Origin of the sequence: Azospirillum oryzae (assembly GCF_008364795.1) — a bacterium.
In the GTDB taxonomy this organism is placed as follows: Bacteria; Pseudomonadota; Alphaproteobacteria; order Azospirillales; family Azospirillaceae; genus Azospirillum; species Azospirillum oryzae.
Window position 1 is genome coordinate 79,897 of the sequence record NZ_VTTM01000002.1, and the last position, 23,937, is coordinate 103,833.

At 66.9% G+C, this 23,937-nt stretch carries 20 protein-coding genes and 1 tRNA gene; 10 read left to right on the forward strand and 11 right to left on the reverse strand.

Features of this window, described 5'->3' with window-relative positions:
* Positions 1 to 62: 62 nt before the first annotated feature.
* Entirely contained in the window at positions 63 to 608 is a 546-nt protein-coding gene (locus tag FZ938_RS06350) for an SH3 domain-containing protein (protein WP_174757202.1), read from the reverse strand.
* A 247-nt stretch (positions 609 to 855) separates the two neighbouring features.
* Here FZ938_RS06350 and FZ938_RS06355 point away from each other — a divergent pair, with 247 nt between their 5' ends.
* The gene (locus FZ938_RS06355; RefSeq protein ID WP_149197779.1) at positions 856 to 1,845 is read left to right on the forward strand and encodes a 2-hydroxyacid dehydrogenase; all 990 of its coding nucleotides are present in this window, start codon (positions 856 to 858) and stop codon (positions 1,843 to 1,845) included.
* 51 nt (positions 1,846 to 1,896) lie between these two features.
* On the opposite strand, the gene FZ938_RS06360 is transcribed toward FZ938_RS06355, so the two are convergent.
* The 4 genes from FZ938_RS06360 to FZ938_RS06375 form a co-directional block, all read right to left on the reverse strand.
* Positions 1,897 to 2,355: a MarR family transcriptional regulator gene (locus tag FZ938_RS06360; protein ID WP_109075192.1), complete on the reverse strand. Its 459-nt coding sequence runs from the start codon at positions 2,353 to 2,355 to the stop codon at positions 1,897 to 1,899.
* Between the two features lie 142 nt (positions 2,356 to 2,497).
* Positions 2,498 to 3,973 carry a lysozyme inhibitor LprI family protein gene (locus tag FZ938_RS06365; protein ID WP_246457661.1) on the reverse strand — a complete coding sequence of 492 codons (1,476 nt, stop codon included), beginning with the start codon at positions 3,971 to 3,973 and terminating at the stop codon, positions 2,498 to 2,500.
* 181 nt (positions 3,974 to 4,154) lie between these two features.
* Positions 4,155 to 4,799 (reverse strand): PAQR family membrane homeostasis protein TrhA, encoded by a 645-nt coding sequence (gene trhA / locus FZ938_RS06370; protein ID WP_246457664.1) that lies wholly within the window; start codon positions 4,797 to 4,799, stop codon positions 4,155 to 4,157.
* A gap of 175 nt (positions 4,800 to 4,974) precedes the next feature.
* On the reverse strand, positions 4,975 to 5,244 hold the full coding sequence (locus FZ938_RS06375) for a ribbon-helix-helix domain-containing protein (protein WP_149197782.1): 270 nt from the start codon (positions 5,242 to 5,244) through the stop codon (positions 4,975 to 4,977).
* A gap of 140 nt (positions 5,245 to 5,384) precedes the next feature.
* On the opposite strand from FZ938_RS06375, the gene FZ938_RS06380 reads away from it, so the two are divergent.
* The 3 genes from FZ938_RS06380 (at position 5,385) to FZ938_RS06390 (ending at position 8,127) form a co-directional block, all read left to right on the forward strand.
* A complete protein-coding gene (locus tag FZ938_RS06380; protein ID WP_149197783.1) occupies positions 5,385 to 5,582 on the forward strand; it encodes a hypothetical protein in 198 nt (65 codons plus the stop codon).
* Positions 5,583 to 5,718: 136 nt separating this feature from the next.
* Positions 5,719 to 6,330 carry a Hint domain-containing protein gene (locus FZ938_RS06385; protein WP_149197784.1) on the forward strand — a complete coding sequence of 204 codons (612 nt, stop codon included), beginning with the start codon at positions 5,719 to 5,721 and terminating at the stop codon, positions 6,328 to 6,330.
* Between the two features lie 285 nt (positions 6,331 to 6,615).
* On the forward strand, positions 6,616 to 8,127 hold the full coding sequence (locus tag FZ938_RS06390; RefSeq protein ID WP_149197785.1) for a GT-D fold domain-containing protein: 1,512 nt from the start codon (positions 6,616 to 6,618) through the stop codon (positions 8,125 to 8,127).
* 10 nt (positions 8,128 to 8,137) lie between these two features.
* Here the strand turns inward: FZ938_RS06390 and FZ938_RS30455 are convergent, their stop codons facing one another.
* On the reverse strand, positions 8,138 to 10,189 hold the full coding sequence (locus FZ938_RS30455) for a sulfotransferase family protein (RefSeq protein ID WP_174757205.1): 2,052 nt from the start codon (positions 10,187 to 10,189) through the stop codon (positions 8,138 to 8,140).
* A complete protein-coding gene (locus FZ938_RS30460) occupies positions 10,186 to 12,075 on the reverse strand; it encodes a glycosyltransferase family protein (protein ID WP_174757207.1) in 1,890 nt (629 codons plus the stop codon). The genes FZ938_RS30455 and FZ938_RS30460 overlap by 4 nt, the downstream gene beginning before the upstream one ends.
* A 533-nt stretch (positions 12,076 to 12,608) precedes the next feature.
* Between FZ938_RS30460 and FZ938_RS06405 the strand changes: the two genes are divergently transcribed.
* Positions 12,609 to 13,376 carry a sulfotransferase family protein gene (locus FZ938_RS06405; RefSeq protein WP_149197786.1) on the forward strand — a complete coding sequence of 256 codons (768 nt, stop codon included), beginning with the start codon at positions 12,609 to 12,611 and terminating at the stop codon, positions 13,374 to 13,376.
* A 319-nt stretch (positions 13,377 to 13,695) separates the two neighbouring features.
* A complete protein-coding gene (locus tag FZ938_RS06410) occupies positions 13,696 to 13,875 on the forward strand; it encodes a hypothetical protein (RefSeq protein WP_149197787.1) in 180 nt (59 codons plus the stop codon).
* Positions 13,876 to 14,006: 131 nt separating this feature from the next.
* Here FZ938_RS06410 and FZ938_RS06415 read toward each other — a convergent pair whose 3' ends face one another.
* The 4 genes from FZ938_RS06415 to FZ938_RS06430 form a co-directional block, all read right to left on the reverse strand.
* Positions 14,007 to 14,219 carry a hypothetical protein gene (locus FZ938_RS06415; protein ID WP_149197788.1) on the reverse strand — a complete coding sequence of 71 codons (213 nt, stop codon included), beginning with the start codon at positions 14,217 to 14,219 and terminating at the stop codon, positions 14,007 to 14,009.
* A gap of 692 nt (positions 14,220 to 14,911) precedes the next feature.
* On the reverse strand, positions 14,912 to 15,802 hold the full coding sequence (locus FZ938_RS06420) for a LysR family transcriptional regulator (protein WP_149198585.1): 891 nt from the start codon (positions 15,800 to 15,802) through the stop codon (positions 14,912 to 14,914).
* A gap of 256 nt (positions 15,803 to 16,058) precedes the next feature.
* Complete coding sequence (locus FZ938_RS06425; protein WP_149197789.1) at positions 16,059 to 17,525, reverse strand: DHA2 family efflux MFS transporter permease subunit; 1,467 nt, start codon at positions 17,523 to 17,525, stop codon at positions 16,059 to 16,061.
* 121 nt (positions 17,526 to 17,646) lie between these two features.
* Positions 17,647 to 18,438 (reverse strand): enoyl-CoA hydratase/isomerase family protein, encoded by a 792-nt coding sequence (locus FZ938_RS06430; RefSeq protein ID WP_149197790.1) that lies wholly within the window; start codon positions 18,436 to 18,438, stop codon positions 17,647 to 17,649.
* A 188-nt stretch (positions 18,439 to 18,626) separates the two neighbouring features.
* On the opposite strand from FZ938_RS06430, the gene FZ938_RS06435 reads away from it, so the two are divergent.
* From FZ938_RS06435 to purH, 4 genes are all read left to right on the forward strand, one after another.
* A tRNA-Gly gene (locus tag FZ938_RS06435) sits at positions 18,627 to 18,701 on the forward strand.
* A 150-nt stretch (positions 18,702 to 18,851) separates the two neighbouring features.
* A complete protein-coding gene (locus FZ938_RS06440) occupies positions 18,852 to 20,147 on the forward strand; it encodes an RsmB/NOP family class I SAM-dependent RNA methyltransferase (protein WP_149197791.1) in 1,296 nt (431 codons plus the stop codon).
* Positions 20,148 to 20,312: 165 nt separating this feature from the next.
* Positions 20,313 to 21,965, forward strand: a complete 1,653-nt coding sequence (locus tag FZ938_RS06445) for a heparinase II/III family protein (RefSeq protein WP_149197792.1) — start codon at positions 20,313 to 20,315, stop codon at positions 21,963 to 21,965.
* A gap of 277 nt (positions 21,966 to 22,242) precedes the next feature.
* Complete coding sequence (gene purH, locus FZ938_RS06450) at positions 22,243 to 23,847, forward strand: bifunctional phosphoribosylaminoimidazolecarboxamide formyltransferase/IMP cyclohydrolase (protein ID WP_085090402.1); 1,605 nt, start codon at positions 22,243 to 22,245, stop codon at positions 23,845 to 23,847.
* Positions 23,848 to 23,937 lie beyond the last annotated feature (90 nt).

A 23,937-nucleotide genomic window follows, 5' to 3' on the forward strand; every position in this document is an offset into this window, starting at 1 on the left:
ACGCTGGTATCGGTGCCGGATGCCGGACCGCCGACGCGATGATTACCGAACGATGCGGTCCGCTATTCGATCTTCTCGCTGGGATAGGTGCCCCAGAAATCGGTGCGCTTCATCCAGCCGCGATAACCCTTCACATCGACCTCGCACCACTCGTCGCGGCACTTCTTCAGCGACCCGACGACGCCGGGCTCCGCCCGCGCCACCACCGCGCTGTCGCCGCGCGGCGACTCAAAGATCGCGCGGGTCTGGCCGACGATCAGGATGCCGCGGCGGCCGGACAGTGCGCTCTGGTGAACCCAGCCTTCCGCCCCCTCCCAGTCGCGGATGCGGCGCCAGGTGTCGAATTCCTGGATGATCTCCACCGGCATGTCCTTGCGCTTGAAGACCCATTCGATGGGATAGCTGCCGTTGGGGCCGGAGCGCAGGTTCACCTCGCCGACGCGCACGGTGACGAAACGGGGGATCGGCAGGCCCGACGCATGGGTCGGATCCTTGCTCTCCGCGGCGAACGCCGCGCCCGTGCCCGGAATTGCGCCGCCCGCGACAAGCCCCATGCCCAACCCCAGGATCAGGGCCAGGGAGGGGAGGACGGAGCGGCGGACAGGCATGGCGGCACCGGAGCTGACGAGGGGGAAAAACCGGGCCGCACTATAGAGACCACCCGTTCGATAGGGCAAGCGCCGCCACCCCGGTCCGCCACCCCGGTCCAAGGCTGCAATCTCCCCGCCGCAGGTCGGGCTTTCGCGACGGACTTCTGGACAGTCCCACGACCGCTTGGTATGGCAACCATGGACCGGAGCAGCCCGTGCCGGGACCTCGATGCGGGCGGGCCGGGGCAAGGGAGGACCAGCACCGATGACCGACAAGAAGAAGCCGCTCGTTGTCGTCACCCGCAAGCTGCCGGACGTCATCGAGACGCGGATGATGGAGCTGTTCGACACCCGGCTCAATCCGGACGACGTGCCGCTCACCCCGGCACAGATGCAGGATGCGATGAACGTCGCCGAGGTGCTGGTGCCCACCGTCACCGACCGCATCGACCGCGCGCTGATCGAAGCCGCCGGACCGCAGCTGCGGCTGATCGCCTCCTTCGGCACCGGCGTCGACCACATCGACCTCAAGGCGGCGCGCGAGCGCGGCATCGTCGTCACCAACACCCCCGGCGTCCTGACCGAGGATACCGCGGACATGACCATGGCGCTGCTGCTCGCCACCGCGCGCCGCGTGGCGGAGGGCGAGCGGCTGGTCCGCTCCGGCCAATGGACCGGCTGGGGGCCGACCACCATGCTGGGCCACCGCATCAGCGGCAAGCGACTGGGCATCTTGGGCATGGGCCGCATCGGTTCGGCGCTGGCCAAGCGGGCGCGCGCCTTCGGCATGTCGATCCACTACCACAACCGCCGCCGCGTCCATCCGGAACTGGAGCAGGAGCTGGAGGCGACCTACTGGTCCAGCCTGGACCAGATGCTGGCGCGGATGGACATCGTATCGATCAACTGCCCGCACACGCCGGCCACCTATCACCTGCTGTCGGAACGCCGGCTGAAGCTGCTGCGCCCGCACTGCTACATCGTCAACACCTCGCGCGGGGAGGTGATCGACGAGGTGGCGCTGACCCGCATGCTGTCGAAGGGCGAGATCGCCGGTGCCGGGCTGGATGTGTTCGAGCATGAGCCGGCGGTCAACCCGAAGCTCCTGCGGCTGGACAATGTCGTCCTGCTGCCGCACATGGGCTCTGCCACCATCGAGGGCCGCATCGACATGGGCGAGAAGGTGGTGATCAACATCAAGACCTTCACCGACGGCCACGCCCCGCCCGACCGCGTGCTGGAAGCGCTGCTGTAAGGGAGGGATTCCTTCCCCCTCGGACGGTGTCCGGAGTGGGGAAAGGACCGCTCAGGATGCGGAGGCTTCCAGTGCGGCGGCCTCCCGCGTCGGCACGTCCTGCAACGCCGCCTCCAGCCTTGCCTTGGCGGCGGCGGCCAGTTCCTCGTCGGCCTGGATGCGGGCCATGTCCTCCGGCGCGACGGCGCCGGCGGCGATCACCAGCTCGGCGAAATCGGACAGATAGACGCTGCCCTTCACGGTGCGCTGGACCAGCACGTTGCGCTTGTCCTCCGCATCGCGCTTGCGCTTGACGAAGCCCAGAACCGACAGGCGGTCGAGCGCGCGGGTCACCGCCGGCTTCGAAATGTTCAGCAGGGATGCCAGACCGCGCACCGTGTGCGGCGGATCGGTCAGATAGACCTGGAGAAGGATCGCCAGCTGCCGCGCCGACAGGTCCGGCGCGTCCTTGCGGACGCTGGCGACCAGCGCGGTGCGCCACAACCCGAGCGCCTTGAGGTTCCGTGCCATGCCTCCCCCCGGAAAGCCGCGCCCGGTTCCGCAACCGCAGCACGCGCCGCGAAGTGTCGCCTACCCGAACGATGCAGGCAAGACTTTCGCGTTCGAGACTTTCGCGTTCCCCGGGGGGAGAAGGGCCGGCGCCGGAGCCGGTCTATTTCCCCTCGCGCTTCAGAACCACCGGCTTGGCCGTACCGGTGACCAGCAGATTGCCGCCGGCGAGCGGGACGATGGTCAGGCTGGAGCCGGCCGACACCGGGGCAAGGCTGACCGCTTGGCGGGCGGCATTCGGGGCGGGCTTGACGTCCTTCGGCACCTCCTTGGGATCGAAGGGGGCGTCCTCTCCCTGGCCGGCGACGTCATAGCCGCCGCACTCGCTGCCGACGCAGATGGAGGTCTCGTCGATGCGCGCCTTTCCGGCGGGACCGGTGAAGGGCGTGTCCTCGGACCCGCCGCCGTTCCAGCTCCAGCTGCCGCGCAGCCAGTCGGGGAGGCGGGTGTCCTTCTGGAGTTCCAGATTGTCGGTGATCAGGCCGACGCTGCCGCTCAGCCCCTGCGCGGCCACCGCCTCCGCCACCCGGCGGGCCTCCGGCTTGGCCATGCCGTAGCGGTCGGCGATCTGCGGCGTCCAGGCCACCACCGCCGCGTCCACCGCCTTGCGCAGGCGGTCGCCCCAGCCGGGCGCGACCCAGCGCGGGTTGGACCAGCCGGCGGCATCCTTGAGCAGTGCGGCCAGTTGCGGCGCGTCGGCGACGAACAGGCGCGGATCGACCGCCGACTTCAAGCGGTCGACGCCCATCTGGCGGTAGGTCGCGAAGCGGATGGTGCCGGTGCGGTTGGAGGCCGCCTCCAGCATCGGCGCGAACAGGTCGTCCACCTCCTTCCACTCCGGGGAGGCGAGCAGGGCGTTGCCGTCGGGGCAGGCGGGATAGGCGCCGAAATTGTCGCGATTGCTGCCGTACAGCGGCTCCATCGCCTTCCAGGCCGCCGCCCCCCGCTTTTCCATCACCGAACAGGGCCAGGCCATCTCCACATCGTCGCTGACGACGCGGAGCGCGGTGAGGAAGCCTTCGTCGGTGGCGAGGTCGACACCCGACGCGGTTTCACGAGCATAGGAATCGTCGATGCCCGCGATGGCCTCGCGCAGCAGCGCCTCGGCCCTGGCGCGGTCGGGGGAGGGGCCGAAGCGCAGCAGATAGGCGCTCCATCCCTTGCCCGGCCCGCCGCGGATCTCGGCAAGCCGCTTGGCGGCGCCGGCCGGGTCGGTGGCGATGCCGTCGACGATGGCGGTCAGCGCGGCGACCGCCTTGGGCGCCGACTCGGACAGGGCCGTCCGCCGGGCGTCCAGCACCGGACCAAGGCAGGCGACGGGGGAGGGGGCCGCCGCACACTGGTTGCGCTGGGCCAGCCATGCCCGCTGCTCCGTGCGCAGCCGCTCGCGGTCGGCGGTGCCCGACAGATCCTGCAGGGTTTTGTAGGCGTCGGCGATCTCGCGGTCGGCATCGGCCAATTTGGGATCGGCGCAGATCGCCTTTTCAACCGGCGTGGCGGCCGCCTTGCAATCGAAGGACGGCTCGGCCCGCGCGGTGCCGACTGCAACCGTGACCGAGAGTGCCAGCGCGGCTCCCACGAACGTCGCACGGCCGATCGATCGGCTTCCGTTGTCTCTCTGGCCCATCACTGCCCGGCCCATCATGTCTCCCTTGGATGGTGATCCGCGGAAGATACGGAATCGGCAGCCGCTTGTCCCGTGTGGCCCCGGCATTTCAGAGACACGCCAGTCAGAGAAACGCCATTCAGAGAAACGCCATTCAGAGAAACGCCATCGTGATCGCGGCGAAGTGGCAACTGGCGGCGACCAGCACCATCAGGTGCCAGACCGCGTTGTTGTAGGGCATCCGCTCCATCAGGTGGAAGACGACGCCGATGGTGTAGACCAGCCCGCCCGCAATCAGCAGCCACAGGGCGGGGGCCGACAATGCCGTCCCCAACGGTTCCAGCGCGGTGACGACCGCCCAGCCGAGCCCGAGATAGAGTGCCAGCCCCAGCCGGTTGAAGCGCCCCGGAAAGCGCAGCTTCAGCGCCGCGCCGAAGGCGGCCCCGCCCCACACGGCGCCGCCCAGCCCTATCCCCTGGCCCAGCCCCAGCGTGAAGGGCGTGTAGGTGCCGGCGATCATCACGAAGATCATGGCATGGTCGATCCGCCGCAGCAGCGCCTTGCCCAGGCCGGGTGGGGCGAGGTTGTAGGCGGCCGACGCCGTCAGCATTCCCACCAGCCCCAAACCGTAGACGACCAGCGCCAGCGCCGTACGGACCGGAACCGCGCCGGAGAACACGCCCGCATTCAGCAGCCAGACGAATCCGGCGACGCCCGCCGTCACCCCGATTGCGTGGACGGCCGCATCCGCCCGCCGCTCGGCGGCGCTGTAGACGGGAAACTGGTCGACATCCGGCATCGGCACACCATCTTGGTCGACGCAAGGTGGGCGGCCGCCGGAACGGCGCCTGCGTCGAACATGGTGTGCCGGCAGCGGCGGCGCCACGGGTCCTGTCCGATGGTCGGACCCCGGCGGCCGGTGCTTCGGCGAACCGCTTATGCGGGATAGACTTTATGCGGGATGGGCCGGCTGGTTATTCCGCCGCGAAGGCAACGGCCGTCGGCGCGCGGTGGCGGGGCATCGGCTCCGACAGGCTGGCGGCCTTGCGGAAATAGCACAGCGCATAGACGCGGACGCAGCCGGTGAGATTGTCGCAGTCCTGACGTTCGGCATCGATCTTCGACACCAGTTCGCTCATCGTCATGTTCTCGCGGGCGCAGATTTCCTCGAGCGACTCCCACTCCACCGGCATCAGCTTCATGCTGGTCCGCTTGCCGTTCACCCTGATGTTGCGCATGTGCATGGGAGAGCCCTCCGTTGCTGATGCATAAATGGGTATGCGAAACGGCGGGATGCGTGCTGTGAAGTTTTTCACAGGGAATGGGGCTGCCGGGTGGAGTTCTGTCGAAGGGACAGGCGGGCACCACGAGATCGGAGGTCGACATGACACAAAGCGACGCCTTGCGGGCGATCATAAACGAAGCCGCATCAGCACGTTCAGCCCTGTGCGAGAATGAACTGGTGATCCGGCTGGACAATATCCTCGCCCTTGCGCGGGCGGCGCTGGAGGAGCAGGAACCGGACGAAATGCCGCAGTCGTCCACCGGCGCATCTGAGACAATTGGTCACCGGCAGTCGTAAATCTGCACAACTTCGCCGCCCCGCGGATTGCTTAAAGGAGTAACCTTTTCGGAGTGCGCCATCGCCGTGCCGGACATCGGAAACCTCCGCACGGCCGGTGGAGAACTCCTCAAAACGACATTGGGCATCTCCTAAAATGACCCTTCCTGCTCCGACCTGCATCCTTCGCGGCACCTATGTCCGCTCCATGTCCGGCGACGTGCCTGTCGAAAGCCTGAAGATCGGCGATCTGATCCAGTCGTCGATGACCGGCGAATTCCGTTCGATCCGCTGGATCGGCCGGCGCTTGCTGATGGGGTCGTCCTTCGACACCGAGCATCTGCGCAAGATTCACCTGCCGGTCAGGATCGCCCGCGGCGCCATCGCCCAAGGATTGCCCGCCCGCGACCTCTACATCTCCCCCGGTCATGCCCTGCTGATCGGCCAGTATGGTGTCTCGGCCCGCCTGCTGATCAACGGTTCGTCGGTTCGGCAAGTCGATGCGATGGAGGAGATCGAATATTTCCACATCGAACTCGACAGCCATGACGGCATGTATGCCGAGGGGCTGCCGGTCGAGACCTATCTCGAAGCGGACAACCGCCAGGCCTACGACAATGCCGCCGAATATGAGGCGCTGTATCCGGGAGACGATCCGCGCGTTCAGGAGCCCTGCGTGAAGATCGACATCCCCGTGGATGCGCTGGAGCGGATCCGCACCAAGTTGAATGAGCGCGCCGGGCAGATCGAAGTGGCCGAAGTGGCTTGAGGCCAACCCACGCTCGCTTGTGTGGCGGGCTGTCGGGCATGAACAGGGGGCCGTCCCATGGGCGGCCCTTTGTGCATCGGCGCCTTGGCCGTGATGTGTTCGTCTCCGCAGGTGATCGGCAATGCGGCCCGACCGTTGGGTGAGCTTGGAATCAGGCCCCGCCCCATGGCCCGAGCGGGATCGGCTTGGTCCGTTGGGCCGGGTCCGTCGGGCCGGTCGCTTGCGACGCCCCGGCCGCTCTGCTACAACGCGCCACTTCCGGACAAGCCCCGCAGGGTGGGCGGCATGCAGCGCTACCTGAAATATCCCGACGTCGCCGACGCTTTGCATTCGGCGATCTCGGAAAAGCGCCCCTTCTCCCTGATCCGGCTCGGTGACGGTGAAGCCCGGATCATGGGGTATCCGGTCCACACCAACTGGCTGTCCGTTTCCGAGATGATGAAGGTGTGGTTCGGTCATCCATTCTTTCCGGATGCCGCCGTCCAGCAAATCCAGGCCGATCTCAGGATGGCTTGCCTCACCGCCGATATCCTGGGGCTTCCCAACCCGGACACCGTGACGGATGCCGACCGGACCGATCCGTTCAAGGCCGCCGCGCTCTATGTGCGGGAATTCGGATATCTTGCCGATGGCACGGCGCTCACCTCTCCCGGCATCCACACCAACCTGGAGCGGGAAGGCCTCTACGACAGGCTGCTCGGTGGATTGGACGAGGTGGTATTGATCACCTCGCGCGATGTCGCCGGCATCGTCGCCGACCGCTTCGGCATCGCAAAGGTCACTCCCTTCCTGATACCGCCGGAGATGCATTACTCCGACCTTCCCCAGGCGGAAAAGCTGGAACAGTGTCTGCTCAACCCGCATTTCCCCACCCGCTATCTGGAGGTCGGCGCCTTCATCAGCGACCATGTCCGGCGTCGGCCGGGCGTGCCCGTCCTGGTCGGCGCGGGAATTCTCGGCAAGGTTTACTGCTGCTGGGCCAAATCCGTCGGCGCGGTCGCGATCGATATCGGGTCGGTGTTCGATCTCTGGGCCGGCTTGCGGACGCGGGCCAACCCGCTTTTCCGCTCCGGAAGGTTGGTGCAGGACGCCACCGGCCGCCCGCCCTGGCTGGTCGATACGGAAAGCGACGGCAGTTCGAGCCCGCCGCCGGACGGGCCGATGCGGGAGGTCTGCGGGACCATCGACAAGGGACGCTCCGTCCTGGTCTTCGACGGCGTCGTCGATCTGTCCCGCATCGCCAAGCCCCTGCAACTGCGGTGCAGCGTCGGTGGCGTCCTGATCGGTGCCCATCTGACCGGTGATCCCATCGAGGTCGCCCGTGTTGACCCTCCCGACGCCGGGGCTGCCATGCCCGCGCAGTGCCGCTTTCGCGCGGCTTTTGCGATCGACGACGGAGCGATGGACGGTCATGGCGTGATGCTGGAGGCGCTGGATCGGGAAGGCGGTTGGATGACGGTGGACGTTGTCGGACCGAACCCGGTCTTCTCTTCCCTCATCTGCGTCCGCCACCGGCTGGTGCGCTTTACCGTTCCATCGGACAGCATGACGGGGCAAGGTCCATTGCACGTCGTGCTCCGCCTGCCCACCCGCATCCCGGCCGGCTATCGCGATGATGAAGCCCTGAGTCCGCTGCCGCTGGAGGATGCCAATTCCTCAGCCGACGGCGCGATGCGGATCCGTCTCTGCATCGATCGATCCCTCATCCGCGACGGACGGGCCGGGCTGCTGCTGCCCGCATCCTCCGCGGAAGGCGCGCTGCTGGAATTCCAGGTCACCACGCCGGCTGACCGGTAATCGCCTCGCCTCAACGCGAGCGGCCGAAGGGATTGGGCGCGCGCTCCTGCAGCAGGCGCAGAACCCGGTCGCGCTGCTCGGTCATCGCCCGCAGTTGCTCGTCGGTCTGTCGCCACATGTCCAGCCGCTCCTGCGATTTGACGGCCAGCGTTTCCGCCCTTGCCCGCAACGCCTCGCGCTCCTGATCGAGCAGCAGCGTACGATATGTGCGGATTTGGTGGAAGAGACGCTCACGGCATCCATCGATCTCCGCCATGAGGGACATTCGGCCATCGTCCTCGCGCAGAGCTGTCAAGAGACCATGCAGGCGCCCGACGTCGAACAGACCGTCGTCGCCGACTCCGCTACGCGAACCGGCCGAGCGAACCCGGTCGGCATGAATGGCGTCGTGCTCCAGATCGACCGTGAGGTCATCCAACGCGCCGTCCGGCAGTTGGGCCTGGATGGCGGCGAGCACGGCCTCGTCGCCGCTGGCGACCATGGTGTCGAACTCCAGCCACACGCGCGGACGCCCGCGTGTCTGCCGCTCCGCCTCCAGGTTGTGCAGTGCCCAGAGCAGATGGCTGTGCTCGGCGGAGAGCCCGTCGCGTCGCGCCAGCGATCGCGCCACCGACCAGGGATCGCGGACGACGTGCAGGTATTTGATGCGCGCAGGCAGGGCTTCCAGACGCGGAATCCAGAAGGACAGCGTTCGGCAAAGGCGGGGATCCTTCAGGAACCAGAGGCGCCGGTCGCGGCCGAGATCCGAAAGGAAGGCCTGCGCCCGCTTCGACAGCGCTCCGTCGGCAGCCTGACTGTTTTCGGGCACGGCCATGTCGACCGTGTCCCAGCCGCCGCCGGCCGCGGCGAGCAGCCGCTCGTTGATGGTGACGAGTTCCTCATGCTCCCAGTAGCCGTCGGGATTGCCATCGTCGGCGCCGATGAAGCGGTCGCCGCGGCAGACCCCGCGCTTGGCGAACCAGCCGGCCAGCGCCGAGGTGCCGCTGCGGTGCATGCCCAGGACCACGAAGCCGACGGCGCCGCTCTTCAGGATTTCCGGCCGCTCCCGGCCCAGCCAGTCGAAGAAGCAGCTTCCGATTGTGCGCAAGGGCGTCGGGAACGCCGTCGCCAGCAACGGGTTCTCGCGGAAGAGGAGACGCATCTCCCGCGAGACCGGCACGCCGTTGTCGAAGCGGCCATAGGCCCACCAGTCGCGCGGGATGTTGGGGCCAGCGGGAGCGGCGATGGCCCGCTTGTACCAGTGCCAGAGTTCGTGGACGTGAATGTTGCCGTCCGCATAGCGTTCGGTCATCACGTCGCCGACGGAATTGATCTTGGTGAAGTGATAGAACTTCAGCGGGCTGCCGTTGACGAGAATGCCGCCGTCATGCCCGATCTCGACCTGCCGCCGGCTGAGATTCCAACTGGCGACGTTGCATCCCGGGTCACGCAGGATGCGCACGCCATCGAAAAAGGCCGGCACCAGGTCGCACCATTTCTGGTCCGTGAAAATCCCGTTGTCCGGATCGTCGTAGCAGGCGATGTGCAGCATATCCGCCCACCAGTCGGCGAACCGGCGCCCCTCCGCCACGTTGCGTACCGCGATGAAACCAAGATTGTAGGTCCCGTATTTCAGCGATCCCAGTTCGTTGTCGGCGATGACGGGCAGCGTGTCGTTCGGGTCGATCTGGTGCGGCGTCAGCAGGATCGCCCCGTCGTCGTGCCGGCCGAGCGTCTCATCGAGCGACGAGAACACCGCGATGTCGGGATCGAGATAGACCACCGTCTCGCAGCCGAGCCGGAGCATCTCCGCCAGCATGCGCCCCTTCACCGCGGTGCAGGCTTCCACGATGTCGTGGCCGAAGATCCAGCTGTCGAAGTGCGGGATTCCGAGATCGCGCGCGAAGACCACCTTGTCGAAGCCGGCATGCGCCTCCGCCGCCGACACGCCGTCCGGCAACTCATCGACGATCAGCGCCCACATGGTCCAATCGGGATGCACGCGGCGCAGCGTCTGCGCCAGCACGCGCGCCCGCGACAGGTAGCTGTAGGTGAAGCTGGTGAAACAGTGCACGCCGCTCAAGTCCTGGCCTCCGTCCGTTCGACGAGCGCAGCCGTCGTTCCGCAATGGTCGAGCGTGCCGGCCGGGATCCCCTTCCGCAGGCGGTCGCGCACATGCTCCACCGCTGCGAAGCTGGTGAAGAATTCCAGAAGGTCGCTTTCGCTGCGGAAAACATGGCCGCGCCCCAGCCGGGACACCGTCGCGGCAACGTTGCCGCTGGCTTCCAGCGCCACCACGTCGGCTCCCGCAGCCAACGCCTCGTGGGTGACGAAGGAAAAGGTTTCCGGCCAGACGGACGGGACCAGGACCAGATCGATGGCATGGGCCGCCAGCGACTCCGCCATGCCGTGGCGGTCGGTGGCGGTGACGGTTACCGCGACCTCCGCCACGCCCGGCAGACCGCGGTGTAGTCCGGGTGCGGCGAAATGGTGGAACCGGTAGCTGAAGCTGCCCCGCAATGCGTCGACCAGATCCTCGAACAGGCCCCAGCCCTTGTGGAAGGTCGGGCTTCCGACGAAGGCAATCCGCACCGGTTTTCCGGGCGTCCCCAGGCCGGAGCCATCGCCGGCCGACAGCCGCAAGCCGCTCTCGACGAACCGGCAATGCTCCAGCACGTCGGTCGACAGAGCCGGCAGCCACGACCCATGGCGCCACAGGCCCAGAGCGCTGGTCGACGGCGCCAGCACATGGAAGCGGATTTCGGTGAACAGCCGCTCCATGCTGCGGAGATGGCGGCTCCGCTCCCCGCCGTGGATGCAGATGGCGCAGGCGGTGCTGTCGGGCGGCGGCGCCCCGCAGAAGGAGACATCGTTCCGCAGCAGGGTGTGATTGGCGCAGAGGGAGGAAAAATCATGCACCCAGAACCAGTTGCGGGACGATTTCACCGCGCGCTGCAGCGCGACCAGCCCGTCCACCCGGTGGCCCAGCGCGCAGTGGACCGTGAACAGGCGGTCGAGAGCGCGGCCATCGAAGCACTTTGCGAGAGCCCAGGCGAGGTCGTCATGGTTCGATGTCCCGACATGGACGCCGTCGACCACCACCTCCAAAAGATCCGCGCCCGGACCCTCCGGGTCGATCGACAGCACCGGAAGGCTGGGGGAAATGTGGATGTAGATGTAATCCTGTGCGTTGAAGCGCTCCTGCTCGTCCGAGATCACGATCTGCGTGCCGCCGAAGGAGCGGATGTAGCAGTCGTGGCTGACGGAGAGGACGACACCCCGGCGTCCGTGCCGCTGAGCGCCGGGGCGGATGCACGATCGCGCGGCCAGCGCTTCGGCGAGGCGCTCGCGGTGCAGGCGGGTCACGGCGTTCGGAACGGCGGCTTCGCGCCGTGTCGGCACCAGCGGAAGGCTCCGCAGGATGGCGCGCCGGCGCCCGTCATGCGGCCGGGCGCGCCGGCCCTCGGCCATGCCGGCGACGACGTAGTGCCAGAAGGGATTGATCCCGGCTCCCGTCACATCCGGGTTCGCCGCCGCGTAATAGAGGGTGTCGAAAGCCGGGCTTGGATTCCGTCCCTCGCGCCACCCGATCTGGCAGAAATGGTGCAACAGAGCGGAATCCGATGTCCCGGTGCCGATCGCAGCAAGATCGGGATAGGTGGCCCGGTAGTAGGTGGGGTCGAAATACGGAGCGACCACCGCGGCGATTTCTTCGGCCGTCACCTCGCCCCGGGCGTCATCCCGGTTGTCCGGCCGCGCCACCTGCACCATCTGACCGGCCGAGGGATCAGCCATCGCCATGGCGTGCCCGAAAGCGAGCGCGCGAGCGAACGGCAGTCCCATCCCACGGAAATGCTCGATGCTCTGCCGCAGCGCTTCCTCCGAAAAGGCGGTGGGCGACCGCGCCGCAGTCGGGGATCCGTCGATTCGAATCTCGACCTTTTCGGTCCAGCCATCGCCGTGCAGCACCTGAAACTCCGCCCATCCTGCGTCGATCTCCTCCCGCAAAAGTGGCAGGATCGTACATACGAAGGGCGCGAACGGGTGATTCTTGATCGAGAGAGACGCTGCATGTATGTGGTTGAACTGTCTCCGGCTCGTTTTCAGGGACAGATCTTCCAAGAAAAGTGCACCTGCGCCGTTAGAGACAAAAACTATGACCAGCCAGCCGGCGTCATCGGTAAAGCACGCCGTAACAATTGATTTTTTGTCTCTGTTTCTCGGCATTTAGAGGCAAGATTCGTACGAAGGATTTTGACGCTGACCGTCTACACCGGTTAGTAACTGCATTATCACGCGTTCAAACAACACGGCAAGCGTTCTCTCCGCATTGAGCGCACCCGGGGAATGCCAGTGATGATCCGGCGCAACTGCGGGCCCGCTATTTGCGGTCAGCGGCACCCACTGCCGCAGGAAATCCGGGGCCGCCACCATATTTGACAGGACAGACGCCCTTTCTATACCGTTGGCCGAATGGCGGAACATGAGCGGGATTGCGGAGAATGCGACCGGATTTCATCGGAATTGGGGCGCAGAAATCCGGGACGACCTGGATTTACGAAACTTTGTCTTCTCATCCCGACATCCGTTTCCCTGCTGGAAAGGAAATTCACTTTTGGGACGCCCGGCGGGACATGGGTGTCAGCTGGTGGTTGAGCCAATTCGGCGCCGCCCCCGACGACACCGCCGATGTACATGCGCCCAGCATCCGCACCGGCGAGATAACGCCCGCATACGCGATCATTTCCGCCGATGCGATCCGTGAGCTTTACAGCCTGTGTCCGGACCTTCGTCTGTTCTATGTGCTGCGCAACCCCATCGAGCGGGCTTGGTCCGCCGCCCGCATGGCCGTGCTTCGCGCGGAAATGACGGTGGAGGAAGCCTCTGAACAATGGTTCCTCGATCATTTCCGCTCAGCCGGCTCGAGGCGCCGTGGGGCTTATGCGGAGGCGATCCTGCGTTGGCAGTCCATATTCCCGGCAGAGCAGCTGATGATCGGACTGTTCGAAGAAATGCTGGCAGAACCAAGAGCGTTCCTATCGAAACTGTGCAAACATATCGGCGTCGACGGTCGCTTCTACGACACGATACCGGATGAAGTGTTGCGCCGACCTGTGTTTCAGGGGCCTTCTGCTTCCCTGCCTCCCCGGCTTCGCCACGCTCTTATACACCAGTACAGTGATTCGGTGGTGGCGTTGGGCCGGCTGCTGGAAACCGACTTATCGCACTGGCTGTCAGAATCGCCGTCTGATGAACCAAACCTGGGATAGGTCACCGTCGCCATCACCGAACCGCCAGCGGAGACTGCAGCAATGCCGGCTTGACGACGACCGTCAGGTCCGTTGCATTCCTTCGTGTTGAAGTTCCAGCGTCCCGATTTGGACCGTACTGGCGGTCGCCTTGAAGTCGCCCGCAGCAGGCGACGTCGACGAGCCGTCGGTAGCCGTGGTTACGGCGGGCGACGCCGCCACCACGCGGCCATGGGTGCCTCCGGTTCGGGCATGAAAAAGCCCGCAGCCGGGATGGCGCGGGCGGAGATGAATTCGGATAGCGGCTGTTGGAGTCCGGCAACCGACATCGGAGAGCGTTATGAGTGACAAGCCAGCCGAAGACCAGCCTGTGCAGGGTGAGGTCAACAAGCAGGCACCAGACGTGCCGTCGATCCGCTCGGAGAAGGAGCCGAATGGGAACGGCGTAAGGCGGCCCGCCTCGGAGAAGGCCAACGACCGCGAAGGGCAGACGCGAGAGCAGGGGTACGACGAGGCGTGAAGGTCAAGATGGGGTGTGTCGGAGTTCCATGAACTCTGCCAACCGGTTGAGCCAGCCGGCGGCATTCAGCGTGTCGCCCTCGGTCCGAACGCGCTTCCTGGCGCGACCGGTGATGATCTGTCCGTAGAACCTCAATGGTTAAAGAACCAAAGAAGGAAACGCAGTCCAAACACGAGGATGCCGCTGACGACGATCCCCATCAGGGCATCCGCAGCATCCATATCGGAGCCGGACCAGATCATGTAGCCGATCAGGACCAATCCAATCAGAAGGCCGATGAAGAACCACCGGAGAAGGCGGTTCTCGAGCAGGATGTCCCAGAGGGCTTCCATCAAGTCGGCCACGGAATTTGTCCCCGCCAATGATCGACGGAGCGTAGCTGACGGTGCAGGAGCGGTCAAACCCGCCTCACACCTCCATAAACTCGGCCAGCCGATTGAAACAGCCGGCGTCGCCGCGGTGATTTTGCGGTGGGGGCGCGCTGTGGTTCTGCCGCTGCCGGCTGCTGGGGGGCGAGCCTCCTGGCACCGCGGAATGTTCGACGCCGCCGGCAAGGGGCCGGTCCATTGGCAAGTGGTGTCATGATCTGCAGGTGGATGAGCGCCCGCTCGTGCCGGGTCTGCCGATCACGCCGAGGAGAGCCAGTTCACCAAGCCAAGCAATCCTGAGACCCCGGTGAGGCCCCAGCCCCTGCCCACATAAAAAAACCGCCGCTAACCCATTGGATTAGCGGCGAGTTGAACAGGGAGGCTTCACGTCTGGGAGACGCTGGGTCCGAGGACCCAACCCCGGAGGGGAGACCTCCGGGACGAAACATCGGATGCTGCGTCGCAACATCCAACGGTCAAAATTTGACCATTCTGCTGCCAACTTTCCAGGCACAAATGTATAAATCTACCATGCAAGACGCGCATGGCTTCAAAATATCCTTAGAAGGCTAATAAAAATGCCGAAATCGACGGTGCCGCTCCGGAAAGTCGGAAGGACATCGTCGATTTCGGCAATTCTCTTACGCGATCACTGAAAATGTTTGGGGTCAGAACGGAGTTTCTGCCACTTTTTTAACCAGGAAGTCGCGGAAGACCGCGATGCGCTTGGAATGGCGCAATTCTTCGGCATAGACGAAATAGGCGTCGACCTTCGGCCCGTCGACGTCCGGCAGGATCCGGGTCACATCCTTGGAGAAGCTGTCGACCAGGAAGTCGGGCAGCGCGCCGATGCCAAGCCCGCTCTCCACCGCGCGATAGATGGCGTAGACGCTATTGACCTGCAGGATCGGCTTCCGGTTGGGCGAGGGGTCGCCCACCTCCATGATCCAGTTGACGTTCGGAATCGGCGCCCGCACGTCGGGCGGATAGGTGATCAGGTCGTGATTGTCCAGCTCGGCCGCCGTCTTGGGCGTGCCCCTTTTCTTCAGGTAGCTCTGGCTGGCATAGAGGTGGAAGCGGATCGACATCAGGTGCCGCTGGATCAGGTCCGGCTGGCGCGGCGTGTTCATGCGGATGGCGATGTCAGCCTCGCGCATCGCCAGGTCCAGCTCGTCGTCGTCGATCAGCAGCGTCAGCTGGATGTCGGGGTAGATCGACATGAATTCGTTGATGCGCGGCGTCAGCCAGGTCGATCCGAAGGCGACGGTCGTCGTCACCCGCAGCGGTCCCTTGGGATGCTCCCGGCTTTCGGTCAGCATCGCCTCGGTCATCGACAGCTTGGCGAACACGTCGCGGGCGGTGCGGTGAAGCAGCTCGCCCTGTTCGGTCAGGATCAGCCCGCGGGCGTGGCGGTGAAACAGCGGAACGCCCAGGCTTTCCTCGAGCGCGCTGATCTGGCGGCTGACCGCCGACTGGCTGAGGTTCAACGTCTCGCCGGCATGCGTGAAGCTGCCGGCTTCGGCAACCGCGTGGAATACCCGCAGCTTGTCCCAATCCATCATGCTGTCCCGCCCCGATGCGCAGCCGCCCGGAGCCTCCCGTTTATCTTGAGGACGGCGCATGGCCGCCATGCATGTTTATAGCGGGAACGCGCCCGGAACGCACGCGCTAGTAAAAGCGACTCGCACGAAAATTAATCATGATCGCCGGAATTATTCTCATCCGAAGTCACAGCGATCCGGGCATATCCGTATAATGGATAGGGGTGTTTCCGATGCTCGGAAACGGGAGGGCGGCACTTCGCCCCCGTCTTTGCTAATCCGCAGCGTCGGTCAGGGCAGCGGCCTTGACCGTCGCGCTGCGGGCGGCGTCATGCTGCGTTTCTGGGTTTGTTTCCGGGCGAGGGCTGCCGATATGCCCGCTGATCTCGTCACCGGCATCGGCGGCCAAGCGCCAGAAGGGCAGGCTGGAGGCGCAGGCCATCAGCCCCACCGTCAGGAAGGCGGGAACGAAGGTGGCGGGGGTCAGGACGCCGCCGCTCCACTGGGTGGTCAGGTGCAGCGCGGTGGCGCCGACGGCGACGCCCAGGCTCAGCGACAGCTGCTGCATCACGCTGGCCAGCGTGTTGGCGCGGCTGGTCATCGGCTGCGGCACCTCGGCATAGCTCAGCGTGTTCATGCCGGTGAACTGCAGCGACCGGAAGAAGCCGCCCAGCAGCAGCGCGCCCAGGATCACCAGATGCGGCGTGTCGGGGCGGAAGGCGCCGTAGCTGGCCAGGATCGCGCCGCTGACCAGCGAATTGAGGGTCAGCACCAGACGGAAGCCGAAGCGCCGCAGGATCGGGCCGGCCAGCGCCTTCATGGTCAGCGCTCCCGCCGCTCCGGCGAAGGTCAGGGCGCCCGACTCGAAGGCGGTCAGGCCGAAGCCGATCTGCAGCATCACCGGCATCAGGAAGGGCACCGCGCCGTTGCCGATGCGGAACAGCGTGCCGCCCAGCACCGAGGCGCGGTAGGTCGGCAGCCGGAACAGCGACGGATCCAGCACCGGCCGCAGCACCCGGCGGGCGTGGCGCAGATAGGCCAGCGTCGCCAGCAGCGCCACCGCCAGCAGGATGGCCACCGCGGTGGCCGGCAGCAGGTCGCGCCCGACATTCTCGAAGCCGAACATGAAGGCGGCCAGCGCGATGGCGCTCCACAGGAAACCGCGGGAGTCGAAGGGGTCGCGCTGCTCCTCCTTCAGGTTGGGGATCAGCGCCAGCACCAGCGCGATTCCGACCAGCCCGATCGGCACGTTGATGAAGAAGATCCAGCGCCAGGAGGCATAGGTGGTGATCGCGCCGCCCACCAACGGCCCCAGCGCCGGCCCGATCAGGGCCGGCAGGGTCATCCGCGCCATCGCCGTCACCAACTGGTCCTTGGGCACGGTGCGCAGCAGGATCAGCCGGCCGACCGGGACCATCATCGCGCCGCCGATGCCCTGGAGGATGCGGGCGGCCACCAGCTCCGCCAGCCCGTTCGACAGGCCGCAGGCGATGGACCCCGCCATGAAGACGGCAATGGCGCTGGCGAAGACGGTGCGCGCGCCATAGCGGTCGGCCGCCCAGCCGCTGACCGGCAGGAACACCGCCAGCGCCAGCATGTAGGAGGTCATCGCCAGACTGAGCCGCAGCGGATCCTCGCCCATCGACTGCGCGATTCCCGGCAGCGCGGTGGCGATCACCGTCGAGTCGAGATTCTCCATGAACAGGGCGCAGGCGATGATCAGCGGGGTGACGCGCGACATGACGGACCGTCAGGCAGGGAGCGGAACCCTACGAATGTGAGACGTTCCGCCGCATTGACCATCGCACATGCGAAAGCCCTGCCATGCGTAAGCGCGCTCTGCCCTACGGATCAACGAGGGATCAGTGCCCGGTGAACACCGGCTTCCGCTTCTCCAGGAAGGCGCGGTAACCCTCGCGGAAATCCTCGGTGCCGAAGCAGCGGTAGCATTCCGCGATCTCGGCCTCGGTCAGCGGCGCCGGGTCGGACAGGCGGCGGACATAGCGCTTGTGCAGGGTGGCGGCCAGCGGCGCGCCGGCGGCGATGCGCTGGACGGTGGCGGCGATCTCCGCCTCGAAGCCTTCGTCCGCGACGACGCGGTGGACGAGATTCTTGTCCTTGGCCTCCGCCGCACCGAAGACGCGGCCTTCCAGCAGGATCTCCAGCGCCGCCGGGCCGCCGGCGACGTCGGCGACCAGCTTGAGTTCCGTCGGTCCCATCGAGATGCCGAGCCGGCTGACCGGCACGCCGAAACGGCTGCTCTCCGAACAGACCCTGAGGTCGCAGGCCAGCGCCACCGCCAGCCCGATGCCGCAGCAGGGACCGTCGATGGCGGCCAGAACCGGGTGGCGCAAGGCGCGCAGGCCGTCCAGCCCCTCGTCCATCAGGTCGCCGTAGCTGGCGCCCTGTTCGGGGCTGTTGCGCTCGCTCTCGAACTCCGAGATGTCGGCGCCGGGGGAGAAGGTGCGGGAGCCGTTGGCGCCGGGGCCGCCGCGCATCACCACGACGCGGGTTCCCTCTTCGGCTTCAAGCGCGGTCAGGTGGCCGATCAGGGCGTGCCACATCGGCTTGTCGAAGGCGTTCAGCTTGTCCGGGTTGGACAGGGTCAGGGTCGCGACCGCTCCATCGCGGGTCAGAGTGATGGTGCCGGCCATGCCGCACTCTCCATCCGTTGCCGTATGGTTGCGTACCATAGCGCGCCCCCGCCGGGACGCAAGCTGCCCGGTGCCGCAGCGCAGCAGGGGTGTGGAAGGCTGTCGCGAAAAAAGTGAGGAGAGGGTGAATTTTCCTCTTGCGGCGGAGGCCGCGTTTCCGTAGAAAGCGGCTCCCGGACGACGGGAGCGCGGGCGTAGCTCAGGGGTAGAGCACAACCTTGCCAAGGTTGGGGTCGAGGGTTCGAATCCCTTCGCCCGCTCCAGTTCTCCGGTAGAGAAGCGAAGACCTAAGGGCCGGGCGGCAACGCACCGGCCCTTCGCTTTTTCCGGCCCTGCGTTTTCGCGCTCCATAGCTTGGAAACACCGGGCATCCCTTATCGACACTGGCCGTCCGGCGCGCTAGATCCATAGTCATGACCGACACTTCCCTCGCCGCCCGCGGCGTTGCGCTCGACTTGCTGCGCGACGTGCTGCGCAAGTCCGTTCCCTTCGACGACGCGTTCGACGCGCATCCCGAACTGGCGGCGTTGCAGCCGCGCGACCGCGGCTTCGTCCGCCTGCTGGTCGCCACCGTCCTGCGCCGGCTGGGCCAGATCGACGAGATGATCCAGGCCAGCCTCGCCAAGCCGGGGCTACCCAAGGCGGCCATCCACGACATGCTGCGGCTGGGCACGGCGCAGCTGGTGTTCCTGAACACCCCCGCCCATGCCGCGGTCGATACCGCGGTGGAGCTGGCCGCCGCGCGCAACGCGGCTCCCTACAAGGGGCTGATCAACGCCGTGCTGCGCCGGATCGGGCGCGAGGGGGCGGAGATGGCGGCGCGGCAGGATGCCGGGCGGCTGAACACGCCGGACTGGCTGTGGCTATCCTGGCGGTCCGCCTATGGCACCGCCCGCACCCGCGGCATCGTCGAGGCGCACCTGCACGAGGCGCCGCTGGACATCACGGTGAAGTCCGACCCGGAGGGCTGGGCGGAGCGGTTGGGCGCCACCCTGCTGCCGACCGGCTCGCTGCGCCGCCCGCCCGGCGGATCGGTGATCGAGCTTCCCGGCTTCGACGAGGGCGAATGGTGGATCCAGGACCTCGCCGCCTCGCTGCCGGCCAAGCTGTTCGGCGATCTTCGGGCCAAGCGGGTGTTCGACCTGTGTGCCGCCCCCGGCGGCAAGACGGCGCAGCTGGTGGTGCAGGGCGCGCAGGTCACCGCCATCGACCGCTCGGCCCGCCGGCTGGAGCGGGTGACCGAGAACCTGAAGCGCCTGCGGCTGGAGGCCGAGGTGCTGGCCGCCGACGCCGCCACCTGGGAGCCGGAGGAGCCGGCCGATGCCGTGCTGCTCGACGCACCCTGTTCGGCGACTGGTGCGATCCGGCGCCATCCCGACATCCTGCGGGTCAAGACGCCGGACGACATCGCCAAGCTGGCCCGCGCCCAGTCGCGGCTGCTCGCCCGCTCGGTCGAGCTGGTCAAGCCCGGCGGCACGCTGATCTACTGCACCTGCTCGATCCAGCCGGAGGAGGGGGAGGCGCAGGTCGCCCGCCTGTTGGAACAGGACAGGCGGGTGGAGCGTTGGCCTGTGACCGCCGACGAACTCGGCGGCCTGTCCGAGCCGATCAACGAGGTGGGGGAGGTCCGCAGCCTTCCGGGCATGCTGGCCGATCTCGGCGGGATCGACGGCTTCTTCGTGGCGCGGCTGCGCCGTCGTTTGGACTGAAGCTTTATGCGGTCCGCACCGCGGGATAAATCCCAGGCCCGTCTTGCGGTGCGGGCGGCGAATTGATACGACACGACCCATGCTTCCGTCCGCGTTCTCCCGCACCGCATCATCACCCTCCGCCGGCCGCCGACGCCGCTCGCGGTCCTGAAGGAGTCGGCGCAGATGGGCGACGGGAACGGACGGTTTCGCAGCGGCATGGCACGCCTTGCCTATGGGAATCCACTCTACGCCCTGATGCTGGGCGGCAAGGCGCCGGGGGCGCTGGCGGTGATCCCGCCCGATCCCTGGCCGGGCGACACCGACAACGGCAACGCCATGCTGGCCGGGCGGATGAACTTCGCCGGGCAGCCGATCATGGTCGATCCCAACGGGGCTCCCAACTGGCGGCCCCAGGGCGCCAGCGTCGGCTGGCTGCGCGCCGCCCATGGATTCGAGTGGCTGCGCGACCTGCGGGCGGTCGGCGGCGACACCGCGCGGCGCCGGGCGCGGGTGCTGGTGTGGTCGTGGCTGGACCAGAATGGCAGCTGGCACGCGCAGAGCTGGGCGCCCGACGTGCTGGGCGTGCGGCTGGCCAGTTGGATCGGTCTGCACGACTTCTATTGCGCGTCCGCCGATGACGAGTTCCGCGCGCGGGTTTTCGAGAGCATGGCCCGCCAGCTTCGCCATCTTCTGCGGGTGGCGCCGGCAAAGCTGGACGGCGAACGGCTGATCGGCGCGATCAAGGGTCTGCTCTATGGCGGCTATTGCCTGCCCGACCAGGACAAGGCGGCGCGGGAGGCATTGCGCCTGCTCGACAAGGAGTTGCCGCGCCAGATCCTGCCCGACGGCGGCCATGTGGAGCGCAACCCTTCGATCCAGATGCGGGTTCTGCGCGACCTGATCGACATGCGCGCCGTGCTGCGCGTGGCGAAGGAGGAGGTGCCGGAAACCCTCCAGCACGCCATCGACCGCATGACCCCGGCCCTGCGCTTCTTCCGCCATGTCGACGGCGGGCTCGCCCTGTTCAACGGCGGGCGGGAGGAGGAGCCGGCGCTGATCGACACGGTGCTGGCCCAGGCCGACGCTCGCGGCCGTCCGCTGAAAAGCGCGCCGCACACCGGCTTCGAGCGGCTGCTCGCCGGGCGCACGCTGGTGCTGCTCGACACCGGTGCGCCGCCGCCGGCCGGACTGGACCGCACCGCCCATGCCGGCACCCTGTCGATGGAGGTCTCCGTCAACAAGGAGCGGCTGATCGTCAATTGCGGCAGCCATCCGTCCCATCGCGGTCCCTGGCGCGCGGCGCTGGCCGGGACGTCCGCCCATTCGACCATGGTGGTGGCCGACACCAACTCCTCGGAAGTGCTGGAGAAGGGCGGGCTGGGCCGCCGGCCGACGAATGTCAGCTGCGAGCGGCAGGAATCCGACGGCGCCATGCTGGTGGTCGCCAGCCACAACGGCTACAGCAAGGGCTTCGGCCTTCTGCACCGCCGCCGCGTCTATCTGGCCGACAATGGCGAGGACCTGCGCGGCGAGGACACGCTGGAGCCGGTGATCGGCGCCACGCCGCAGCCGCAGCCCTACGCCATCCGATTCCACCTGCATCCCAACGTCCAGGTGGTTCCCGTGCAGGGCAACGATCAGGTGCTTCTGCGCCTGCCGAGCGGCAATGCCTGGCGCATGCGGGTGACCGGCGCCGTGCTGGAGGTGGCGGAGAGCGTCTATCTCGGCAGCGGGGACGAGCCGCGCCGCAGCCGGCAGATCATGATGCAGGGACAATGCGGCCCCGAAGGGCTGACGGTGAAATGGGCCTTGCGCCGCGAGCGCAAGGCGGCGTAAATCGCGCCCATCCGCGGTGGCCGGGCCTATTCCTTTCGGAATGGGCGTGGAAACACGGATGAACACGGGATTTGGGGCACGGACGACCACGGGACTCGTCTCGCCGTGCTTATCCATGTCCGTCCGGACCGGTAATGTGCGGGTGGGCGGACGCGGATAAGCACAGCCGAGCGGAATTTCCGTGGCCGTCCGTGCTTTTCTTCTTCTTCCGTGCTTGTCCGGGTCTCCCCGGTTGCCTGCGGCCAAACGCACCACCCGCAGCGATCAGGATGACGCCATGAGCCCGCCCAAAGCCAACCACGCCCCCGCCCCCGACAAGGTCCGCATCACCCGCGCCCTGATCTCCGTGTCCGACAAGGCCGGCCTAGTGGAACTGGGCAAGGCGCTCGCCGCCCGTGGCGTCGAGATCCTGTCGACCGGCGGCTCGGCCCAGCGACTGGCCGAGGCCGGCGTCCCGGTGAAGGAGGTCTCCGACCACACCGGCTTCCCGGAGATCATGGACGGCCGCGTCAAGACGCTTCATCCGCGCGTCCATGGCGGCATCCTAGCCCGCCGCGACATCCATGCCGACGCGATGGCCCAGCACGACATCCCCGGCATCGACCTGGTGGTCGTCAACCTCTATCCGTTCGAGGCGACGGTCGCCAAGGGCGCGGCCTATGACGACTGCGTCGAGAACATCGACATCGGCGGGCCGGCGATGATCCGCGCCGCCGCCAAGAACCACGATTTCGTCGCCATCGTCACCGAACCGTCCGATTACGAGGCGGTGATGGACGAGCTGGCGACCCATGACGGCTGCGTCACGCTGGCCCTGCGCCGCAAGCTGGCGCAGCGCGCCTATGCCCGCACCGCCGCCTACGACGCCGCCATCTCCACCTGGCTGGCCGGCCAGCTGGGCGAGACCTTCCCGCCGCGCACCACCCTGTCGGGATCGCTGGCCCAGACCCTGCGCTATGGCGAGAACCCGCACCAGCAGGCGGCCTTCTACGTCACCGGCGAAAAGCGTCCGGGCGTCGCCACCGCCGTGCAGCTGCAGGGCAAGGAGCTGTCCTACAACAACCTGAACGACACCGACGCCGCCTTCGAGCTGGTGGCGGAGTTCGAGCAGCCGGCCGTCGCCATCATCAAGCACGCCAACCCCTGCGGCGTGGCCCAGGGTGCGAACCTGCTGGAGGCCTACAAGTCGGCCCTGCTGTGCGACCCGGTCAGCGCCTTCGGCGGCATCATCGCCGTCAACCGCAGCCTGGACGCCGAGACGGCCGAGGAGATCTCCAAGCTGTTCGCCGAGGTGGTGATTGCCCCCGACGCCGACGAGGCCGCCCGCGCGCTGCTGGCGACCAAGAAGAACCTGCGCGTGCTGCTGACCAAGGACGTGCCGAACCCGGCCGAGCCCGGCATGATGATCAAGCAGCTGTCGGGCGGCTTCCTGCTGCAGAACCGCGACAGCGGCCGCGTCAACCCGGCCGAGCTGAAGGTCGTCACCAAGCGCGCGCCGACCGAACAGGAACTGGCCGACCTGCTGTTCGCCTTCCGCGTCGCCAAGCACGTCAAGTCGAACGCCATCGTCTACGCCAAGAACGGCGCCACGGTGGGTGTCGGCGCCGGCCAGATGAGCCGCGTCGACTCGGCCCGCATCGCCGCCATCAAGTCGGCCGAAGCCGCCAAGGCCGCCGGCCTGTCGGAGCCGCTGACCAAGGGGTCGGTGGTTGCGTCGGATGCCTTCTTCCCGTTTGCCGACGGCCTGCTGGCCGCCGCGGAAGCGGGCGTGACGGCGGTGATCCAGCCCGGCGGTTCGATCCGCGACGCCGACGTCATCGCCGCCGCGGACGAGAAGGGTCTGGCGATGGTGCTGACCGGAATGCGGCACTTCCGGCATTGAAGTGGTGAAGGGGTGGGGGCACTTGGTTTTGCCCCCTCCCTAACCCTCCCCCGCTTCGCAGGAGAGGGGACTGCCGCAGCTTCGACACTT